General features: G+C 73.0%; 13 protein-coding genes. 10 read left to right on the plus strand and 3 right to left on the minus strand.

The annotated features are described in order from the left end of the window. Nucleotides 1-282: 282 nt before the first annotated feature. On the plus strand, nucleotides 283-2,400 hold the full coding sequence (locus WMF39_RS16630; protein WP_437746469.1) for a hypothetical protein: 2,118 nt from the start codon (nucleotides 283-285) through the stop codon (nucleotides 2,398-2,400). 282 nt (nucleotides 2,401-2,682) lie between these two features. Continuing rightward, a complete protein-coding gene (locus tag WMF39_RS16635) occupies nucleotides 2,683-4,407 on the plus strand; it encodes a protein kinase domain-containing protein (protein WP_437746470.1) in 1,725 nt (574 codons plus the stop codon). A 40-nt stretch (nucleotides 4,408-4,447) separates the two neighbouring features. On the opposite strand, the gene mutH is transcribed toward WMF39_RS16635, so the two are convergent. Then, on the minus strand, nucleotides 4,448-5,131 hold the full coding sequence (mutH, locus tag WMF39_RS16640) for a DNA mismatch repair endonuclease MutH (protein WP_437746471.1): 684 nt from the start codon (nucleotides 5,129-5,131) through the stop codon (nucleotides 4,448-4,450). Nucleotides 5,132-5,349: 218 nt separating this feature from the next. Beyond that, complete coding sequence (locus tag WMF39_RS16645; protein WP_437747988.1) at nucleotides 5,350-8,895, minus strand: protein kinase domain-containing protein; 3,546 nt, start codon at nucleotides 8,893-8,895, stop codon at nucleotides 5,350-5,352. A 502-nt stretch (nucleotides 8,896-9,397) separates the two neighbouring features. Between WMF39_RS16645 and WMF39_RS16650 the strand changes: the two genes are divergently transcribed. Beyond that, complete coding sequence (locus WMF39_RS16650) at nucleotides 9,398-10,585, plus strand: aminotransferase class V-fold PLP-dependent enzyme (RefSeq protein ID WP_437746472.1); 1,188 nt, start codon at nucleotides 9,398-9,400, stop codon at nucleotides 10,583-10,585. 28 nt (nucleotides 10,586-10,613) lie between these two features. Here WMF39_RS16650 and WMF39_RS16655 read toward each other — a convergent pair whose 3' ends face one another. Beyond that, nucleotides 10,614-11,558, minus strand: a complete 945-nt coding sequence (locus WMF39_RS16655; protein WP_437746473.1) for a metallophosphoesterase — start codon at nucleotides 11,556-11,558, stop codon at nucleotides 10,614-10,616. A gap of 90 nt (nucleotides 11,559-11,648) precedes the next feature. Here WMF39_RS16655 and WMF39_RS16660 point away from each other — a divergent pair, with 90 nt between their 5' ends. The 7 genes from WMF39_RS16660 to WMF39_RS16690 all read left to right on the plus strand — a co-directional run bounded on the left by WMF39_RS16660 (nucleotide 11,649) and on the right by WMF39_RS16690 (nucleotide 20,488). Then, on the plus strand, nucleotides 11,649-13,397 hold the full coding sequence (locus tag WMF39_RS16660) for a phosphoenolpyruvate carboxykinase (GTP) (RefSeq protein ID WP_437746474.1): 1,749 nt from the start codon (nucleotides 11,649-11,651) through the stop codon (nucleotides 13,395-13,397). A 285-nt stretch (nucleotides 13,398-13,682) separates the two neighbouring features. Continuing rightward, complete coding sequence (locus tag WMF39_RS16665; RefSeq protein WP_437746475.1) at nucleotides 13,683-14,240, plus strand: GbsR/MarR family transcriptional regulator; 558 nt, start codon at nucleotides 13,683-13,685, stop codon at nucleotides 14,238-14,240. A gap of 90 nt (nucleotides 14,241-14,330) precedes the next feature. Beyond that, complete coding sequence (locus WMF39_RS16670) at nucleotides 14,331-15,407, plus strand: polyprenyl synthetase family protein (protein WP_437746476.1); 1,077 nt, start codon at nucleotides 14,331-14,333, stop codon at nucleotides 15,405-15,407. 80 nt (nucleotides 15,408-15,487) lie between these two features. Beyond that, a complete protein-coding gene (locus tag WMF39_RS16675; protein ID WP_437746477.1) occupies nucleotides 15,488-16,753 on the plus strand; it encodes a hydroxymethylglutaryl-CoA reductase, degradative in 1,266 nt (421 codons plus the stop codon). Then, on the plus strand, nucleotides 16,750-17,481 hold the full coding sequence (gene ubiE, locus WMF39_RS16680; RefSeq protein WP_437746478.1) for a bifunctional demethylmenaquinone methyltransferase/2-methoxy-6-polyprenyl-1,4-benzoquinol methylase UbiE: 732 nt from the start codon (nucleotides 16,750-16,752) through the stop codon (nucleotides 17,479-17,481). The genes WMF39_RS16675 and ubiE overlap by 4 nt, the downstream gene beginning before the upstream one ends. A gap of 33 nt (nucleotides 17,482-17,514) precedes the next feature. Continuing rightward, the gene (menD, locus tag WMF39_RS16685) at nucleotides 17,515-19,359 is read left to right on the plus strand and encodes a 2-succinyl-5-enolpyruvyl-6-hydroxy-3-cyclohexene-1-carboxylic-acid synthase (RefSeq protein ID WP_437746479.1); all 1,845 of its coding nucleotides are present in this window, start codon (nucleotides 17,515-17,517) and stop codon (nucleotides 19,357-19,359) included. A gap of 244 nt (nucleotides 19,360-19,603) precedes the next feature. Then, the gene (locus tag WMF39_RS16690) at nucleotides 19,604-20,488 is read left to right on the plus strand and encodes a 1,4-dihydroxy-2-naphthoate polyprenyltransferase (RefSeq protein ID WP_437747989.1); all 885 of its coding nucleotides are present in this window, start codon (nucleotides 19,604-19,606) and stop codon (nucleotides 20,486-20,488) included. The last annotated feature ends 5 nt before the right edge of the window (nucleotides 20,489-20,493 follow it).

Below are 20,493 nucleotides of genomic sequence, written 5' to 3' on the forward strand. Positions count from 1 at the left end.
GACGCGAACAGACGCGAACAGACGAAAAGGAGGCGCCGCGATGCCAGCGAGCGAAATTGTGATCGGAGAAAATTGTGTTCGGGGGAGGAAAGTGCTCGATTTCTTGAAGCTGGACGAGCATCCTGGTGTACGGTAGGAGGCTGACTATTCCGTTGGTTAACGCGGGTCATCGGATATCCGGGAGATCAAGTCGAGCGCATGACCACGACCAACGGACGACAGTCGGGGCGGGAGCATCCTGCAGATGAGGAGCAAGGTCGGGTGACACGCGAATCGGGAGGCATGGCGAGCAGTGATGATGCTGAGCTCGACGAGTCGCCGAGGCGGCTCGACGCCATCCTCCGCGCGCTCCCAGAGTCGGAGCTCAAGGGCCTCATCACACGCATGGGGATCCGTATCGATGCTGCGAAGCGCATCGACGCGCCTTCCCAGGCGGCGCGGGCGCTGGTCGGCCTCCCCGACGTGCGCGACCCGTCGCGGCTCCCGACCGCCAGCCGCGAGCTGCTCCATCGCATCGCCGAGGCGGGCGGCGTGCTCGTCGTCCCCTCGCTCCCGGCCGGCCTCGAGCCGCTCATCGCCCGTGGCGTCGTCTACGCGCGCAAGACCGGCGAGGGCATCGAGCTCGTGCTCCCGGCGGCGTTCCTGGTCCAGCTGAAGAGCTGGGAGAGCGAGGATCCTCGGGCGATCCGGGCGCTGCTCGCGCAGGCGCCCTTCGAGACGATGAGCGCGATCGCGACGCACTACCTCGGCCGCCCGGCCACGCCGCCCATCGCGCTGTCCCTCGAGAACGCGTGGGAGACGCTGAGCGATCCGGAGCGGCTCCGCGAGGAGATCGATCGCCTCGCGCCCGTCGAGCGCCGCCTGCTCGAGTCCATCGAGGCCGTCGGCGGCGAGGTGGACACGCAGGAGCTTCTCGATCTGGAGCGGGAGCCGATGCGCCTGCGCAGCGCGAGCGGGGTGACGGCGAGCCGCCGCGGCGCGGGCTTCGCGCTCGAGCGCCGCGCCTTCCTCATCCCGATCCATCCGAACCGGCACGTCGTGCCGACCGAGGTGGCCGCCATCGTCGGCGCGGATCGCCGCCGGATGCGCGAGAAGCGGCGCGAGCAGATCCGGTCGTTCGTCCTGGAGGAGGATCACGCCCCGCGGCGCGCTCGCTTCGCCTCGGATCCCGGGATGCTCGCGCTGGCGCTCGCGTACTGCGTGCGCGAGCCCGGCAGCGACGTGCGCTCCGGCGTCGGGACGCCGCGCTCGCTGCTCGTCCGGCTCGCGCAGCGCTTCGGGCGGGACGTCGAGGGCGTCGCGCTCGTCGCAGCGCTGTCGCGCGCCGTCGGGCTCTGGGACGCATCCGCCGCGTCGCCGGCGACGCCGCCCGGCTCGCTCCAGGTGCAGGAGCTGACGCCGCTCCTGTTCACGACGTGGCGCCGCGGCGGCGCGTGGGATGAAGCGCGCGCCGAGCGGGAGGTGCTCCGGGTCGCGTCGGACAACCGCGACGCGAGCCCGATCGGCGCGCTCCGCGAGATGGTGCTCGATGCGCTGCACGACCTCGGCGAGGGCCGCTGGGTCCCCTGGCAGTCGCTGCAGGGCTACCTGGCGGCGGACGAGCGCATCGCCGGGGTCGAGCGGCTGGTCCGCCGCTGGGCCGAGCGCGCCTCGGTCGAGGCGCCGGAGGTCCCCGACATCACGCGGCGGATCGCGCTGGAGTCGCTGCCGGCGCTCGGGATCATCGATCTCGGCGGGGCCGAGGACGTGGCCAGCGCGGAGCTGGCGCTCCGGCTGACGCCGCGCGGGCGGGCGCTCCTCGCGGGCTCCGCGCCGAGCTCGGACAACAGCAAGAGCAAGTTCGTCGAGGCGCACGCGCTGCGCGTCGGCCTGAGCGCCAAGGTCGCTGCCGTGCTCGGGCTCTCGTCGTTCGCGGAGATCGGCCGCGTCGGCGATCAGGTCGATCTCCTGCTCACGCCGCCGTCGATCGCGCGTGCGCTGTCGGTGGGCCTCGACAGCGACGCCCTGCGCTCTCGCATCGAGGCGGTCGCGCCGCTGCCGGACACCATCTCGCGCATGCTCATCCAGGCGAGCGTCGTCATCGGCAAGGCGAGCTTCGTCGGCGCCTCCGGCTTCCTCTGGATCGAGGATCCCGAGATCCGCGAGCTGCTCCGCACGCGGAGGCCGGCGGCCGAGATGTTCGTCGATCCGTCGCCCCCCTCGGGCTTGCTGATCGAGGCGGGGGTCGATCTGGAGCGGCTCATCCGTCGCTGCCGCGCGCTCGGCGTCGAGATCGAGGCCGATCTCGGCAACCTCAAGGCGACGCGGCAAACCCCGGCGCACGGCACCGAGGGACCGCACCGGACCTCCTCGACGGCGAACATGCGCCGATCCCGGACTCCGCCGGCGCGCACCCGTTGAGCTCGCTGTCAACCGGCATCGAGAGGCCATGAGCGCGGGCCGACCGCTGAGCCGAACCTGAAGGAACGGCCTGGCGGTCATCGGCGCTCACAATCGGACCGGAGGGGCGCGTCGTCCGCGGTGCGGCGGTGCGTGAGGCGCGCAGGCTGGCCCTGGGCTGCGCTTGATTCCGCCTGTTCCGCGCCGGCGTCCCACCTGGGAGGCGGTTTTTCGCAGCTCTTTGCATTCCTGCGGCGTGAGGGGAATCGCTTCGGAGAAGCGCGACGTGTATACCTTAGCTCGATGGCGTCCTCCTCTGGTGAGCCGGACTCGACCGAAGGAGAAGTCTCGGTCGGCCCGGAGACGGCTGCGTTTCCGCTCGGCCCGGGGGAACCGAAGGCTGACAACGTCTACACGATTGCGCCTGGCACCGTCATTGCGCGCAAGTACCGCGTCGAGCGCACGATCGGCCGTGGGGGCATGGGCCTCGTCGTCGAGGCGCTGCACCTCGATCTCGATACGCGTGTCGCCATCAAGTTCCTGCTCCCGGAGTTCATGTCGTACACCGAGGCGTCGGAGCGGTTCATGCGCGAGGCGCGTACGGTCGCCAAGCTGCAGACGCACCACGTCGTGCGCGTGCTCGACGTTGCCGCGCTCGACAGCGGCGAGCCGTACATGGTGATGGAGCTGCTCGACGGCGTGGACCTCGCGGGCCACGCCGCCGAGGCGGGCACGCTCGCGATCGGCGAGTGCATCGATCACATCGTCCAGGCGTGCGAGGCGCTCGCGGAGGCGCACGCGCTCGGGATCGTCCACCGCGATCTGAAGCCGGCGAACCTGTTCCTGACGAAGCGCCCGGACGGCGCCCCGCTCATCAAGGTGCTCGACTTCGGCGTCTCGAAGATCCTCACCGGCGACACGGGCAACGTCTCGCTCACGCAGACGACCACGATCCTCGGGTCCGCGCTCTACATGTCCCCCGAGCAGATGCGCTCCTCGAAGAGCGTCGATCCTCGCACCGACATTTACGCGCTCGGCGTGTGCCTCTTCGAGATCATCGGCGGCAGGCCGCCGTACGTGGCCGACAGCTTCCCCGAGCTGTGCGCGAAGATCTACACGTCGCCGCCCGAGGCGCTCCAGGACCTCCGCCCCGAGGTGCCGGAGGGCCTCGTCGAGGTGATCGAGAAGTCGATCGCGCGCGAGCCGGAGGATCGCTTCCAGTCGATCGCGGAGTTCGTTCAGGCGCTCGCGCCGTACGCCGCTCCGGGCACGCGCACGACCATCGGCGGGATCCTTCGCCAGCACGCCGTGGAGCTCGATCTGCCTCCGCCAGCCTCGCGGGTGGCCATGACGCGGACCTCGCGCGCCTCGCGCACGAGCAGCGGCGGGCCGTCGGTGAGCGACAGGGGCGCGCGCACGGGCAGCTCTACGCCTCCGGTGGAGGAAGAGGCCCCGCGCCGCGGGCGCACGCTGCTCTACGTGGGGGTCGGGGCCGTCGCCGTCCTCGTGGGCGCGTGGGGCGCGCTCCAGTTCCAGCGCAGCCGCTTCGCCGTGGGAGGGAGCGAGGCGACCGCTCCGGCGGACGCGCCTTCGTCAGGCGACACCGCGGCTCCCGGCGCGCCGACGGCGACGGCGCCTCAGGCGCCAGACACGGCCGCCGCGATCCCGACGGTGGCTGTCCCTGCGGCCACCGCAGCGATCGCTGACGCGGGCGCGAGCGCGGCGAGCGCGAGCGAGGTGGACGCAGGCGCATCGGATGCGGGCGTCAGCTCCACCGAGACAGCGGCGGATGCGGGGAGCGGGCCGTCCGCAGCGGGGACGGCGTCGCCGAGCGCCAGCGCTGGCAAGCCGCCGCGCGCCGGCGCGGGCGGGCGAGGGCGCACGCGCCCAACGGAAGCTGGGGGAGCTGCCGTGGATGCGCCGGCGCCACCGCGCACCGTCACCCCGACGGTGAACGATGATCTCTCGCTGGAGACATGCACCGCCACGATGCCGGACGGCTCCAAGAAGGTCGTCCCCTGCAAGTGACGCGCGCCGGGGCCGCCCGTGTGCGGCGGGGGCTCTCCGGTCACGCCGGGATCGCGGCCGGATCGCTGAGGATCGCGCCGGTGAAGCTGGGGCGCAGGTAGAAGCCGCGCGGCAGCGCGGCGATCATCTCCCCGTCGCGTCCGAACGCGAGCGTCCGCGAGCGCCCGCTCGCGGCCTTCGGCCGCACCTGGAGCCAGCGCCCCGCGTGCGCGGTGAGCGCCTCGACGGCGCCGATGCCGATGAGCCCCATCAGGTCCTCGAAATCGGCGCGCAGGACGCGCTCCTGCGCGTCCGTCGGCTGCCAGAGCCGCGGGGCGCCCAGCCGTCGCTCCTCGCTCGGCCGGCCCGGAGCGGCGATGATCGGGACCCAGAGCACACAGGCGAGCTTCGCGCGAGCGCGCGACGTCTCCCACTCCGCACGATCTGCGTCCGACAGCGAGATCGAGCAGACGAACGTCGACTCCTGCGGCGCCCCGGTGACCTCGACGGGGATCGTCTTGAGCTCGATCCCGAGGTGGGGAAAATCGGGCCTCGATGTCGAGCCGGCCGTCGCGCCGAGCGCGCGCTCGACGAGCGCGCCGGCGGCGCCCTTCGTGCGCACGCCGCCTCGGGGCACGGCGCAACCGAGCGCGCGTGCGAGATCGGCGAGCGTCAGGCCGGCGAGCGCGGCCGCCCGGCACCGGAGCTCGGCTTCGTCGCGAGGCGGTTTCAGCGCAGAGATCAACGACGCCGCCCTTAGAGCATCGCGGGGCGCGACTCCAGCGCCCAGCCGCGATCGAGAAAGGTTGGCCGCCGGGGTGCGCCGGGACGTCGATGGGGATCGAGCAGCGCTGACCCGGGGGCCATGGCGGCCTGATACGCGGCCCCCCCGAACGCGCCGCCGAGAAACAACCTACTGCTTAAATCCTTCTTTGAGCCGACAGGATTCAGAGGAAAAACGCATCAGGAACTTCCTGTATGGACTTTCCGAGGTCCACAGGTGCTGGGCCTGGCAGCCCGCTCGTCGTCGAGCGGCCATCTCAGGTCAGCGAGCTGGCCGGTGATCCGCAGCAGCATTTCCCTCAGGGAGGAGGCGTTCGCGCGATCGTTCGGGTTGTGTCGTAAACAGGCATACATGAACGCCGCGATGTCTGCGGTCCTCGGATCGTCGGCGATGCGCTTGATCGGCGCAGGGAGCCCGTCGTGCGTGACGTGCGCCGTGATGAGCGCGACCTCGGTGGGCGCGTCGAACAGCGTCTTGCCGGTGAGGATCTCGTAGGCGAGGCAGCCGAAGCTGTAGACGTCGGCCGTGAGCGGGGTGGGCGTGACCCCGGCGGGGACGACGCCCCAGATCTCCGGGGCGCCGTAGCATCCGGTGGCGCAGCCGGGGCGGATGTGGCGGCCGGCGAGGCCGAAATCGACGAGCACGGGTTCGCGTCCCCCTCGCAGGATCACGTTCGTCGGCTTGATGTCGAGGTGTCCGACGCCGACGGCGTGCATGGCTTCCAGCCCGGCGAGGATGCCGTCGAGCAGCGCCACCGCGCTCCGCGAGGTGAGGCCTCGAGCGTCGAGCAGCTTGTCGCAGCGGATGCCCTCGATGAGCTCCATCACGAGGATCGGCTTGGGGCGGGCGCCCGCGTCGAACGTGACGAAGCCGGCGAGGTTCGGGTGATCGGGCAGCGAGAGCAGCGCGCCCGCCTCCTCCCGGAACAGGCGGAGGAAGTCGGCTTCCGAGACGCTCCTGGCCGCCGTGTGATCGTACTCCGGCACCTTGAGGGCGAAGCGCTCCGCCGACGGATCGTGTCGTTCCTCGGTGCGGGTCACGACGAACACCGTCCCCAGCGAGCCGCCGCCGAGCTGGCGGTGCACGTAGAAGCCGCCGAGCGTGCGCCGGCTCGGCAGCCACGCGGGCAGCGGCTGCTCGGGCAGGGCGACCCCGCTTGGCGCGCTCTGCCGCCGGACCGGGAGCAGCAGGACGCGCGGCACGACGAGGGCGACCACATCGGCGAGCGCGCTCGGGATGCTCGCGCGCGCGGCCGAGACGAGCGCCTCGATCGGCGCGGCGACGCTCGGCTCCGCGTCGCCTTCCTCCTGCAGCGCGACCTCGATGGCGAGGCGCAGCGGCTCGGTCGCGCCGGAGGGCGCGGAGGCCGGGTGCTCCCCGCAGCGCCGGCGCGCGCCCGCGGTCAGCTGGGCGAGGCGCGTCAGGGCCTCCTCCAGGGCGGCGAGCGGCGAGGCGTCCACGTCGCCGTCACCCGCGCCGGTCAGCGCGCTGAGCGCGCGGGCCGCGTTCAGCGCTCCGAGCGCGCGCGCGAGGCGGGCGAGCGCGCCCCGCACGATCTCCGTGCGTTGCGACGCGCCCGCAGGGAGCGCCGTGACGAGCGCCTCGATGGCGGCGATGCGCTCGAGCGCCACGCGCGCGCGCTCGGCCTCGGCGAGCTCCGCGTCGAGGCCGCCTTGCCGGGTCGACCGGCGCGAGGCCGCGGCGTCGCCCTCCGGCGCGCGCGCGCCGCCCTCGCGCCCGCCGCGCGCGAAGCGCGCGTAGGCGCGCAGCAGCTGGGCGACATCCGGGTGCATGCTCGCCTGACCGAGCACGTCGAGGTCGTCGGGGTCGCCGCCGCGCATCGCCGCGTGCAAGAAGATGTCGGCCGCGTCGGCGGCGCCTTCGCGCACGAGCGCGTCGAGGCCGCGAGCGACCGAGGCGGCGATGGCGCGGCGGAGCGACGAGCCGCGTTCGGCGCGCAGCCGGTCGAGCAGCACGCCGATGGCGCCCGTCCAGCGGGCGAGCACCCGCGCCTTGAGCTCTGGCTCGCTGCCGAAGTCGGTGCTCTCGCCGTCGATCAGGTGGATGAGCGCGCGCAGGTTGCGCTGGTGCACGGTGACGTGCAGGGGCGGCGAGGCGTTCGCCCGGGCGGCGGGCCCCTCGGCGCGGAGCAGCCAGCGGGCGAGCCGCTCGTCGAGATCGTCCAGGGACGCGACCCCGGTCGCGTCCTCGCTCGGCCGCCGGTTCAGGAGGAGGAGGCTCTTCAGCAGGCCGGAGCCGAGCAGCTCGGCGTCCAGCTCGCGCACGAGCCCCACCGCGGCCCTGCGCGCCGCGGTGCTCTGCGCGTCGTCGTGCTCGCAGAGCTCGATCTCCTCGAGCGCGCCCACCACCTCGGTCGCGAGGGCGTAGGCCTCGAGCGCGCGGCCGTGCGCGTCGCGCGGGCCGGTCTCGACGAACGCCGCGACGGCGCTGTCGAGCGCGCCGCGCAGCAGCGCCACCCCGGCGCTGTCCATCGAGAGGTCGCGGTGGATGACGCACGCCAGCGCCGCGAGCCCGTCGTCGCGGACGTGCGCGCTGGGCGGGGCCTCGAGCGCGTCCTCGAGCGCGCGGGCGCAGCGCGCCGCGGCGCGGGCGCCGAACGGCTCGCCGCGGCTCATCACGCCGCGCAGCTCGCGCCGGAGCTCGACGATCGCCTCGGCGGTCGCCATCGGGGACGTGCGCGCGATCTCGTCGAGCAACGCGTCGGCGGCCTCAGGCTCCGCGTCGGCCGCGACGGGGAGCCCCCAGGCCATCGCCGTGGCGATCCCCGGGTCCGCGGCGAGCAGCGGGCTCCGGAGGAGCTCGATCGCGCGTCCGAGCGCGCCGTCCGGATCCACGGCGATGCTCGCGGCCAGCGACGCCGCGCCGCGCCGCCACTCGGTGGGGGAGAGATCCTGGGCGAGCAGCGCGCGCACCTCCTCGGCGAAGTCGGGCAGCACCCCGGCGAGCATCCCTCGCGCCGCGGCGACGTGGCGCCACACGAGCGGCTCGCGATCGGCGAGGAGCGTCTGCCAGGCGAGCGCGATCCCGTCGGCGCTGCGGTCGAGGTCGCGCCGCCGCCCGTCGCCGACGTTGCGGAACAGCCGGAGCGGGAGGTCGTCGCCCTGCATGGCCCGGCGGGTCGCCTCGCGGGCGGCGCGCTCGATCAGGCGCGCGGCGAGCCGTCGCTCCGGGAGCGAGCCGGTCGACGGCGCGGCGATCCAGTCGCGCGACAGCTCGCGCCGCGAGGCGAGCAGGAGCGCGAGCGGTTCGACCGGGATGTCGGTGCCGGCGGGGAGCCAGAGCGAGAGCATCACGCGGGCGCGGATCCCCGCCCCGGACAGGCCGCGGGCCGAGCCGGCCGCCATGCGCGTCGCGAGGGCGACGAACGTCGCTGCGTTGCCGGCATAGAGCTGTCCCAGGACGCGCCTGCCCAGCTCGCGCCGCTCCGGCCCGAGCGGGAGCGCCCCGGCGATCTCGTAGAGCGCCACGCTCGCCGCGGCCGGCGCGAGCCAGCTCAGATCGTCGAGCAGCCCGTCGGCCATGGCGGTCTGGACGCTCCGGAGCAGGCCATCCGGGCTGAGGGAGTCGAGCGGGGTCGATCCATCGAGCGCATCGACCAGCGCCAGCGAGGCGATCGTCTGCCGGAAGAGCGCGCGCCGGACGTTCGGGTCGTCGTGGGACGTGAGGTCGACGAGCCCTTCGAGGTATTCCGCGCGCGGTCGCATCGGCAAGTTGCGCAGTCTAGCGCGCCGACGCGCCGGCCCCCCTCCCGCGCCGCAGCAATCCTCGCCCGTCATGGAACCTCCCATCCCGACCCGGAGCGCGTGCCGCTCCACATGGCTCCGAGAGAGCTACCTCCCCCTACGATGATCGGACCGGCCGGAGGCGCGCCCCCGCCGCGCGCTCCGCCGCCTCGCCCCGGCGAGCACGACATGGCGGGGCGAGGAGCCAGCCCCGTTGATGCTCGATTTCGTGCAGAAGCGGGTCCTCTCGCGTCCGGCCGCCTGGGCTGTCGGCGCGCGCGTGGGGTAGATGGCAGAGGGGCCCAGACCGATCCACGCGCGTTGAGGACGCAATCCACGCATCCTGCGCAACGCACCGCACCCCACGGACCGACTGGGTGGAAGTGGGCATCGAAGTGAGTTAAGCGGCAGCGCGTGCGGGGCCTCGTCGCCCTGCGTGTTCGCCGCGCGACGCCGCGACCGAAGAGCTGGAATGCAAGGAGACGTGGAACTGGGCTTCTCTCTCGACCTCGACGCGTTTCGCGCGGCGTACTCACGGTTCCTCGCGCCGGCGGGGGACGTGGCGCCGCGCATCCTGCTCACGGGGCACTCCCACCAGGCCTGGCCGGATGTGGCGCGCGAGGCGCTCTGCGCATGCTTCGACGACGCCGCGCAGCTCGTCGACGGCAAGTGGGACGCCGCGGTGTTGCCCAAGCTCGCGGCGGTCGGCGCGGCGATCCTGGAGCGGATGGGCTTCGAGCGCGGCGACGCCATCGCCTTCGGCCAGAACACCCACGAGCTCGTCTACCGGCTGATCACGTCGCTCCCTCGGCGCGAGCGGCTCCGGATCGTCACCACGCAGGGCGAGTTCCACTCGCTCAGGCGCCAGCTCGCCCGCCTCGCCGAGGAGGGCGTCGAGATCGACTGGGTGAGCGTCGAGCCGCGCCACGCGCTCGCCGACCGGCTGCTCGCCGCGCTCCGGCCGGGCACCTCGATGCTCGCGATCTCGGCCGTGCTCTTCGAGAGCGCGACGGTGGTGCCGCGGCTCGACGAGATCGTCGCGCGCGCCGCCGAGATCGGCGCCGTCCCGCTCGTGGACGCCTACCACGCGTTCAACGTCGTCCCGCTCGCGTGGGGCAGCGCGGCGCCTCACGTGTTCTCGGTCGCGGGGGGCTACAAGTACGCGGCGATGGGCGAGGGGATCTGCTGGATGCGCGTCCCGCACGGCTGCGGGCTGCGCCCGGTCTTCACCGGTTGGTTCGCCGACTTCGGCTCGCTCGCGGGCAGCAGCGGCGGCGTCGCGTACGCGCCCGGGGGCGCGCGATTCGCGGGCTCCACGTTCGACCCCTCCGCGCTCTACCGCGCCGCCGCGGTGATCGAGCACTGGGATCGCTTCGGCCTCACCGTCCCGCGGCTGCGCGCGATATCGCTCCGGCAGACCGGGCGCATCCTCGACCTCCTCGACGCCGCGGGCCGCGGCGGCGACGTCGTCTCGCCCCGCGAGCCCGAGCGCCGGGGCGGCTTCGTCGGCGTGCGCTCGGCGCGAGCGGGCGACGTCGTGGAGCGGCTCCGCGCCCGGCGCGTGCTCGTCGACGCCCGGCGCGACGTGCTCCGCATCGGCCCCGCGCCTTACCTCACCGACGCCGAGATCGACCAGGGCGTCTCGGCCCTCGTCGAGGAGCTAGGTCGCTAGCGCCCTGGCGACGTTCTCGTCGGGACGATCACGGTTCGCTGTGGACGCGCGGCGCGTCGGGGTACAGCGACCGGAGCCCACGCCAGGCGACGTCGGCCGCGCTCTCCGCGGGCTCGGCGAGATCCCACTCCAGGTAGAGCTTGTCGCCGTCGTAGCAACCGAAGCTCGTCGACAGGCAGAGCAGCGGCTCGCGCTCGGTGGCATACCCCTCGCGCGCGACGTCGTGCCCGTAGATCGCCACGCGAGCGTCCGGGTCGATCGCGCGGAGGAAGGCATAGGCACGGTCGCTCGATGTGCTCCGCGCCCAGAGCAGCGCGCCGAGCGTCCCGTGCAGGCTCATCTCCGAGAGCGGTACGTCGAGGAACCCGTCGAGCGGGAGCCGATCGAGATCTTGCCGGCTCTGGATGCGGGCGTGCGGCGCCGCGTGGAGCATGACCAGCCGGGCCGCGCGCGCGGCCGCCACGAACGGCCATCCGCGGAACCAGCTTCGCATCGCCAGCGTGTCCTCCGGGCCGAGGAGATCTTCGAGCCGCAGCGCCTCGTCCGGGAAGAATTTCGCCACCACCGGACCTCCCACGTGCGCGTGCTCGTGGTTTCCGAGCAGGTAGTGAACCCGGCCGGGGTGGCGTTCCGCGAGACTCCTCGCCTTTTTCAGCAAGGTCACGGAATCGCCCCGGTAGAACGAGCCCAGATAGTCGGGCCATTCACCCTCGTCGAGCTCGGGCCCGTGGACCAGGTCGCCCGTGATCACGAGGACCGCGCCGTCACGGCCGGTCGCCGCGTGCTCGAAGATCTCGGCGATTCGCTCGAAATCCGCGACATTGCCCTGGAAGTCGGTGGCGACGATCAGTCTGCCCCGATCAGGGAGGTCGACGACACGCTGCACGTCTCCAGCATAGCCGAACGTCCCTGCGTTCGCCTCGCGTGAACTGAGCCCATCCGACGCGTGAACGCCGGCCGGCTGCCACGCCACGCCCTCTGCCAGATCATCCAGATTTGACGAAGTATTACAATAGTACTGTGACTTGGCGGAGGTTCCCGCTCAGGCTAGGCTCGCAGTCGTATGCAAAACCGGAAACTTTCAGCGTGGGTGGACGAGGTCGCCCATCAGACGCGGCCTGATCGGGTCGTCTTCTGTGACGGCTCCGAGGCGGAGAACCGAACGCTGATCCAGGGGATGCTGAGCGACGGTACGCTCCTCGCGCTCGACGGGGAGAGATACCCCAACTGCTATCTTCACCGGAGCGACCCGACCGACGTCGCCCGGACTGAGCACCTCACGTTCATCTGCACTCGCGACAAGGAAGACGCGGGCCCGACGAACAACTGGATGTCGCCGGACGAGGCCTCGCAGCGGGTCGGACGGCTGTTTGACGGGGCGATGAGGGGGCGGACGATGTTCGTCGTCCCGTATTTGATGGGCCCAGTGGGATCGCCCTCGGCGAAGGTCGGAATCGAGATCACCGACAGCCCTTATGTCGTGGCGAGCATGCGGATCATGACCCGTATGGGCCGGGTCGCGCTCGATGCGCTGGGCAGCTCGGATGACTTCTGCAGGGGGCTGCACTCGCTCGGGGACCTGAGCCCCGAGCGCCGCTTCGTCTGCCATTTCCCGGCGGAGCGGCTCATCTGGAGCGTCGGCTCCGGGTATGGGGGCAACGCGCTGCTCGGGAAGAAGTGTTTCGCGCTGCGCATCGCGAGCACGATGGCGCGCGACGAAGGGTGGTTCGCGGAGCACATGCTCATCCTCGGCCTGGAGGACCCGGGAGGGCGGGTGACGTACGTCTGCGCGGCGTTCCCGAGCGCCTGCGGGAAGACGAACCTCGCCATGCTCGTGCCGCCGGCGTCCCAGAAGGGGTGGAAGGTGTGGACCGTCGGCGACGACATCGCCTGGCTGCGGATCGGCCGGGATGGCCGGCTCTGGGCGATCAACCCCGAGGCCGGCTTCTTCGGCGTGGCGCCGGGGACGAGCTCGAGGACGAACCCGAACGCCCTGGCGACGCTGGCCAGGAACTCGATCTTCACGAACGTGGCGCTCACGCCGGAGGGGACGCCGTGGTGGGAGGGCTTCGACGGTCCGGTGCCGCCGGTGCTGACCGACTGGAGGGGACGCCGGTGGACGCCCGACAGCGGGGAGCCCGCGGCGCATCCGAACAGCCGGTTCACCGCGCCGGCCCGCCAGTGCCCGTCCATCTCGACGGAGTTCGACGCCGCAGCGGGCGTGCCCATCTCGGCCATCGTCTTCGGCGGACGGCGCGCGCGGCTCGCGCCGCTCGTCTGCGAGGCGCGCGGCTGGGCCCACGGCGTCTATCTGGGCGCGACGATGGCCTCGGAGACGACCGCGGCCGCCACCGGGAAGGTCGGGGTCGTCCGCCGCGACCCGATGGCGATGCGCCCCTTCTGCGGATACAACATGGGCGATTACTTCCGGCACTGGATCGAGCTCGGCGAGAACCGCGCGGCGTTCCCGAAGATCTTCCACGTGAACTGGTTCCGGCAGAGCGAGGCGGGCGCGCTCCTCTGGCCAGGCTTCGGCGAGAACCTCCGCGTCCTCCGCTGGATCGTCGCGCGCGTGCGCGGGGAGGCGAAGGGACACGACACCGCGGTCGGGATCATGCCCACCGACGGCGAGCTCGACACGAGCGGCCTCGGCGTGAACGACGAGGCAATGCGCGAGCTCTTCGCCATCGATCGCGACGCGTGGCTGGAGGAGGCGCGCGATCGCGAGGCGTTCCTGGAGTCGTTCGGCTCGCGTATGCCCGAGGCGCTGCTCCGGCAAAACCGGGATCTCATGGCCCGGATCCGGGCGTGAGCTAGCGCCGTCGAGAGCGGTTCACGTGCGGTTCAGGCCACGCACCGCCGCGAGGCCCGGATGGCCCCGGCCCGAAGGCTCGCGGTCGCGACGCGCGAACCCTGCACAGGAGCACCCCGGCGCTCGACGCCCCAGGCCGCGCACGGCCCAGGAAGTGAGCCGCGCGCCCGCGCCAGCCCATGAACCGACCCGTTCGTCCGCGCTGCGTGGCGAGAACGGTCGGGAATGTCTTGACGCCGGCGCAAGTAGGCCCACACAGTTCTTTCAAAGAATTTTGAAACTTTCATGAGCCACGCAAGCGACATCCATCGCCAGGCGGAGCTGCTCGCGGCGGACGCGATCGGCGACGTCATCGAGCACTGGGGCTTTCGCCGGGTGCTCGGGCGGATCTGGACCGTCCTGTTCATTGAAGGCGGAGCCCTCTCCGCCGCCGAGATCGGCGAGCGGCTGCAGGTTTCTTCCGGCGCAATGAGTATGTCGCTGACAGAATTGCAAAGGTGGGGTGTAGTACGAAGAGTATGGAAACCGGGCGAGCGGAAGGAGTTCTTCGAGGCCGAGACGGACTTCTGGAAGATGATTTCCAAAGTGTTCGCCGAGCGCGAGCGGCTGATCGCCGACGCCGTGAGGGAGCGCCTCGAGCGGGCTTCGGCGCTGCTCGAGGGCCTGCCTCCCACCGACGCCGCCCGGTTCAGCCTCGATCGGGTGGAGCGGCTCCTCTCGTTCGTGATCGTCGCGCAGGCGGCGCTCGACGGGTTCATCAAGAGCAGGACCGTGGATTTCTCGCGGTTCGGGGATCTGGTCAGGTTCCCCATCCGCGCCGTGCGTTCCCGGCGAGGCGCCTAGCGGGACCGTGATTTCGGAGAGCTCGACCGTCACGGGGGCCCCGCGCGGTGCGGGGCGCAGCGTGCGCTCGTGCTTCCAGGTGGAGATGGGATGACTGCGACTACAACGTTTACTGGGACGGTCCAGCGGAGCGATGTCGTCTCGAGCCTCGGAGGCATGTGCGCTGGGCGAGGGCTCGACGCGCTCGCTGCGCGCCTCGCGGAGCTGAGGCGCCTGCTCGACGGGGACCTCGGCGACATCGAGCGCGAGATCGCGAAGGTCGGGCTGGACGGCGAGACGCCGGCGCACCGGAGCGCTCGGCACTTGCTCGGCCTGAACGGCAAGCGGCTGCGGCCCATCTGCGTCGCGCTGGCCTCCCACATCGGGAGCGGCTTCAACGACGCCGCGCGGACGTTCGCGGTCGCGGTCGAGCTCGTCCACAACGCGACGCTGTTGCACGACGACGTCGTCGACCTCGGCGACCGCCGGCGCGGCGCGGACGCGGCGCGGGTCATCTACGGCAACGCGGCCTCGATCTTCGGCGGCGACTACCTCCTGCTCGACGCGCTCTCCAAGATCCAGGCGGTCGGCATGATCGACGTGCTCGAGCGGGTGCTCCTCGTGATCAAGGAGATGGTCGTGGCCGAGGCGCTCCAGCTCGCGTCGCGGGGCCGCGTGCGCACGAGCTCGAGCGAGTACTTCCAGATCGTCGACGGCAAGACGGCGTCGCTGTTCCGCTGGGCGATGTTCGCAGGGGCGCGCGCGGGCGGCGTGAGCGAGCCGCTCTGCAAGGCGCTCGAGAGCTTCGGGACGAGCCTCGGGGTCGCGTTCCAGCTCGTCGACGACGTCCTCGACTTCGCAGGCGACCCGGAGGCGACCGGCAAGGCGCTGCTCACGGACCTGCGCGAGGGCAAGATGACGTACCCGCTGCTCCTCGCCATGGAGCGCGACCGCGAGCTCACGCCCGCCCTCGAGGCGCACTGCGCGTCGGAGGACACGGCCGTCGAGCCGGAGCTCGGCCGGCGCATCGCGCAGATCATGGTCGAGAAGCGCGTCGTGGACGACTGCCTGGAGCTCGCCTCCCGCCTCTGCGGGGACGCGGTGCGGAGCATCGAGCCGCTCCCGGAGAGCCCGGCGAAGGCGGCGCTGGAGGGGGTCGCGATGTCGACGCCCCGGCGGAAGCGGTGAGCGGCGATGACGAACCCCTTGATGCAGTGCGCGGAGCGCGCGCCCCGCTCGCGAGCGCGCGCGGCGCGCGGAGACACCCGATGAGCCAACACGTGTCCAGCCGGATCAGCGGCTTCTACAAGCGGTGCCTTGAGGAGCGGCTCCGCGCGATCCAGGCGCTCGGTCTGCTCGACGAGGAGGCGCTCGCGCACCTCGCGAGCGGGGGAGGGCTGCCGACGGCGGTGGCCGATCGGATGTGCGAGAACGTCATCGCGACGCACGCTCTCCCGCTCGGCCTTGCGCTGAACTTCCGCGTGAACCAGCGCGACGTGCTGGTGCCGATGGCGGTGGAGGAGCCGAGCGTCATCGCCGCCGCGTCGAACGCGGCGCGCATGGTCCGGCGGTCGGGCGGCTTCTCCGGCGAGGCGGACCCGCCGATCATGACCGCCCAGGTCCAGCTCGACGACGTGCCGGACGCGGAGGCGGCCGCGGGCCGGCTGGAGGCGGCCCGCGCGAGCCTGCTCGCGGCCGGGGACGCGGCCATCCCCAGGATGGTGGCGCGCGGCGGCGGCTGCCGCGATCTCGAGGTGCGCGTCCTCTCGGCGGAGCTCGGCGTGCTCGTCGTGCACCTCTACGTCGAGGTCGGTGACGCCATGGGCGCGAACCTGGTCGACACCGTCGCAGAGGCGGTGGCGCCGCTCGTGCAGCGCATCGCCGGCGGGACGCTGGGCCTGCGGATCCTCTCCAACCTGACCGTCCGCCGCCTCGTCCGGGTGACGGCCACCGTGACGGACGACGCGCTCGGGGGCGCGGACGTGGCGAGCGGCATCGCGCGGGCGAGCCGCTTCGCGGAGCTCGATCCGTACCGGGCGACGACCCACAACAAGGGCTTCATGAACGGGCTCGACGCGGCCGCGGTCGCGCTCGGGCAGGACTTCCGCGCCATCGAGGCGGGCGCGCACGCGTACGCGGCGATCGGCGGCCGGTACCGGCCGCTCAGCACGTGGGAGCGCATCCCCGGCGGGCTCGTGGGGCGGGCGGAGCTGCCGCTCGCCGTCGGCACGGTGGGCGGCGCGACCGAGGTGCACGCGGGCGTGCGCGCCGCGCTGCAGCTCGTGGGCGCGAAGAGCGCGCGCGAGCTCGCGGTGGTGCTGGCGTCCGTCGGGCTGGCGTCCAACCTGGCGGCGCTGCGCGCGCTCGCGAGCGAGGGCATCCAGCGAGGCCACATGCGGCTCCACGAGCGGAAACGCGCGATCGGCGCAGGGGGCGGGGAGTCCGCCGCGCCGCCGTCCGGCGAAGGCAAGCGGTTCGCCGCAGAGCGCGCCGAGGCGCCGCGCGCGGTGCACCAGGCGGGGAGCGGGACATGAGCGAGGCGAGCCAGGATCAGGCGCCGCGCGGCGGGCGCCGCTTCGGCACGGGCGAGATGTTCGACGGCATCGCGGAGCGGTACGACCTCCTGAACCGGGTCATCTCGCTGGGGCTCGATCAGGGCTGGCGGCGGCGCGCGGTGCGCTCGCTCGAGCTCTCGCCCGGCGCGACGGTGCTCGATCTCGCGACCGGCACCGCCGATCTCGCGATCGCGATCGCGCGGGCGCACGAGGTGAAGGTCATCGGGGTCGATCCGTCGCAGGGGATGCTCGGCGTCGGCCGCCGGAAGGTGGAGTCCGCGGGGCTCGCCGGGCGGATCGATCTCGAGGTCGGCGACGCGCAGCAGCTCCAGCTCGGCGACGCGAGCGTCGACGCCATCTCGATGGCGTTCGGGATCCGCAACGTCCCGGATCGCGCGCGGGCGCTCCGCGAGATGGCGCGCGTCACGCGGCCCGGGGGGCGCATCGCGATCCTCGAGCTCAGCGAGCCGCGCAGCGGGCTCATGGGCAAGCTCGCGCGCTTCCACATCCACACGGTCGTCCCGTACGTGGGCGGCGCGATCTCCGGCAAGGACGAGTACCGGTACCTGCAGGACTCGATCGCGAGGTTCCCGCCGCCGGACGAGTTCGCGGAGCTGATGCGCGGCGCGGGGCTGCGCGTGCTCCGCGTGGAGCCGCTCACGATGGGCGTCGTGTGCCTCTTCGTCGCGACGCCCGAGGGGGCCTGAGGTGCGCGCGAGAGAGGGCCTCGGGGGGCGGTGATGGGCGGGTCGAACCTCCACTCTGCCTGGGCGCAGCTGTTCGTCCGCGCGCTCGCGCAGGCCGGGGTGCGCGACCTGGTCCTCTGCCCCGGCTCGCGCTCCACGCCGCTCGCGATCGCGGCGATGGAGAGCGAGGAGGTGCGCTGCCACAGCGTCGTCGACGAGCGCGCCGCCGCGTTCTTCGCGCTCGGGCAGGCGCGCGTCACCGGACGGCCCAGCGTCTTTCTCTGCACCTCGGGCACCGCCGGCGCGCACGCGCTCCCGGCGATCATCGAGGCGCACCAGAGCTTCACCCCGTTCATCGCGATCACGGCCGACCGTCCGTGGGAGCTCGCCGACGCCGCGGCCTCGCAGACCATCGATCAGACCAAGCTCTTCGGCGACCATGTCCGTCACTTCGCCGAGCTCGGGCTGCCGGATCCGTGGCCCCTCGCGATGCGCGCGGTGACGCGCATCGCGGCCCAGGCGGTCACGCGCGCGCTGTCGCCGACGCCGGGCCCGGTCCACATCAACGCGCGCTTCCGCAAGCCGCTCGAGCCGGTCGACGCGGCCGGGCCCGAGCCATGGCAGGCAGAGTGGGAGGCGCTGATGCGCCGCGCCGGCACGCGGGTCGTGTCGGCCCGCGCCGGGGTCGATGGGCGCGCGATCGAGGAGCTCGCCGCGCGCTGCGCGCGCGCGGAGCGGGGGCTCATCGTGTGCGGCCCCGCCGAGAGCCGAGAGGACGACGCGCGCGCGCGCCGCGCGGTGCTCGCGCTCTCGCGCGCGACAGGCTTCCCGGTGCTCGCCGAGGGCACGAGCCAGATCTGCTTTGGCGGCCTCACCGAGGGCGTCGTGATGCCGGCGTCGTTCGATTCGTTCCTCCGCGCGCCCGAGTTCCGCGCGGCGAACGCGCCCGACCTCATCCTCGAGCTCGGCGCCCCGCCGACGTCGGCCGGCTATGCGACCTACATCGCCGAGCACACGAGCGCCCGCCGCGTCGTCGTCTCCTCGCACGGCTGGAACGACCCGACGAGCGCCGCGGCTGCCCTCGTCATGGGTGAGCCCGTGGAGGTGTGCGAGGCGCTCGCGGCGCGCCTCGCCGGGGCGGCGCTGAGCCTGGGGCGCGGGCGGCGGGACTGGGCCGCGACGTTCGCGCGCGCCGGCGAGATCGCGGCGGCGCACGCCGCGCGCGCTTGCGCCGGGGACGAGCTGACGGAGGGCGCCATCGCCCGGATGGTGGCCAGCGCGTGCCCTGCGGGCTCGCTGCTCGCGATCGGCAACAGCATGCCGGTGCGCGATCTCGATACGTACTGCCCGCCGTCGGCGCGCGCGCTGCGCGTGCTGCACCAGCGCGGGGCGAGCGGGATCGACGGCCTCGTGTCGGCGGCGGCCGGCGCGCGCGTGGCGGCCGCCGCGCCGGTCACGTTGCTGCTCGGCGATCTCAGCCTGCTGCACGATCTGACCGGGCTGCTCCTCGCCTCGAAGGCAGCGGGCGATGGCCGAGGGCCGCTCATCATCGTGGTGGTCCAGAACGACGGCGGCCGCATCTTCGAGCACCTCCCCATCGCCAGGCGCGGCGCCGAGCTGCTCGAGCGCTGCTTCACGATGCCGCAGCACCTCGACTTCGCGCCCGCGGCGGCGATGTTCGGGCTCGCCTACGAGCGCGCCGGCACCGCCGGGGATCTCGCCCGCGCGCTCGCCGCGGGCTACCAGCGGACGGGCGCGACGCTGATCGAGGCGGTGGTGCCGCCCCACGACGGCGCTGCCCGCGTGGCGCGGCTCTGGTCCGACGTTCGTCGCGACATCGCAGCCCTGGGCAGCGCGCCGGCCGCGGACGGCGCGGCGGCCGATCTGCAGACTCCATGAGCGGCGCGCGCCGAGAACCCCGAGCTTGCCGAGAGGGATCCACGATCATGAGCCAGGTCAACGCGAACACGAGTCCCGCTTCCGACGAGGTCGCTCGCGGCGGGTCCGGCGAGGGCGCCGCGCAGCGCGGGAGCGATCGCGCTGCCGCGAGGGCGCGCGGGCCCCGCGAGCCGGGGAGGGGATCGTGAGCGCCGCGGCGGCCCCTCAGGCGGCGGGCGCGGCGGGCGCAGCGGTCCCGGGTGGCGTGCGACCCGGCTCGCTCCGGGCGTGGCTCCTCGCGTGCCGGCCGGCGACGCTCACCGCGGCGCTCGCGCCGGTGATGGTCGGGACCGCCGTCGCCTACGCGCTCGGCGGGATGCGGCTCGGCCCGGCGCTCTCGGCGCTCGCGGGCGCGATGCTCATCCAGATCGCGACGAACTTCGCGAACGATGTCTTCGATCACGAGAAGGGCGCCGACACGCACGAGCGGCTCGGCCCGACGCGCGCCGTGCAGGCGGGGCTGCTCACGCCGCGCCAGGTGCGCGCCGGGCTGCTCGTCACGATCGCGCTCACGCTGCCGTTCGGGGTGTACCTGGCGTTCGTGGGCGGGTGGCCCATCGTGGTGATCGGCGTCGTCTCGATCCTCGCTGGCGTCGCGTACACCGGTGGGCCGTACCCGCTCGGCTATCACGGCCTCGGCGACCTCTTCGTGTTCGTGTTCTTCGGCCTCGTCGCCGTCTGCGGTACGGCGTTCGTCCAGCTCGGCTCGGTCCCGCCGCTCGCGTGGGCGGCGGCCGTGCCGATCGGCGCCATCGCCACCGCCGTGCTCGTCGTCAACAACGTCCGCGATCGCGAGACGGACGTCGTCGCCGGCAAGCGCACGCTCGCCGTCCGGCTCGGGCGCCGCGCGGGCGTCATCGAATACGCGATGCTCTTCGCCGCCGCCTACGCGGTGCCGGTCGCGCTCGCCGTCGGCGAGGGCCGGCGGTGGACGCTCCTCGTGCTCGCGACGTTCCCTCGCGCGGTGCGCCTGCTCCGGGTGCTGGCGACGACCGACGGCCGGCCGCTCAACGACTGCCTCGCCGGGACGGCGAAGCTGCTGCTCGCGTACGCGCTGCTCTTCTCGCTCGGCCTCGCGGCCCACCTGTAGAGATC

The sequence above is a fragment of the Sorangium sp. So ce1504 genome, assembly GCF_051521635.1.
Lineage (GTDB): Bacteria > Myxococcota_A > Polyangia > Polyangiales > Polyangiaceae > Sorangium > Sorangium cellulosum_B.

Coding starts and splice junctions, on each gene's coding strand:
- WMF39_RS16660 (WP_437746474.1), top strand. CDS start 11,649: ATGCAAAACCGGAAACTTTCAGCGTGGGTGGACGAGGTCGCCCATCAG.
- ubiE (WP_437746478.1), top strand. CDS start 16,750: ATGAGCGAGGCGAGCCAGGATCAGGCGCCGCGCGGCGGGCGCCGCTTC.
- WMF39_RS16670 (WP_437746476.1), top strand. CDS start 14,331: ATGACTGCGACTACAACGTTTACTGGGACGGTCCAGCGGAGCGATGTC.
- WMF39_RS16665 (WP_437746475.1), top strand. CDS start 13,683: ATGAGCCACGCAAGCGACATCCATCGCCAGGCGGAGCTGCTCGCGGCG.
- WMF39_RS16630 (WP_437746469.1), top strand. CDS start 283: ATGGCGAGCAGTGATGATGCTGAGCTCGACGAGTCGCCGAGGCGGCTC.
- WMF39_RS16675 (WP_437746477.1), top strand. CDS start 15,488: ATGAGCCAACACGTGTCCAGCCGGATCAGCGGCTTCTACAAGCGGTGC.
- menD (WP_437746479.1), top strand. CDS start 17,515: ATGGGCGGGTCGAACCTCCACTCTGCCTGGGCGCAGCTGTTCGTCCGC.
- WMF39_RS16635 (WP_437746470.1), top strand. CDS start 2,683: ATGGCGTCCTCCTCTGGTGAGCCGGACTCGACCGAAGGAGAAGTCTCG.
- WMF39_RS16645 (WP_437747988.1), bottom strand. CDS start 8,895: ATGCGACCGCGCGCGGAATACCTCGAAGGGCTCGTCGACCTCACGTCC.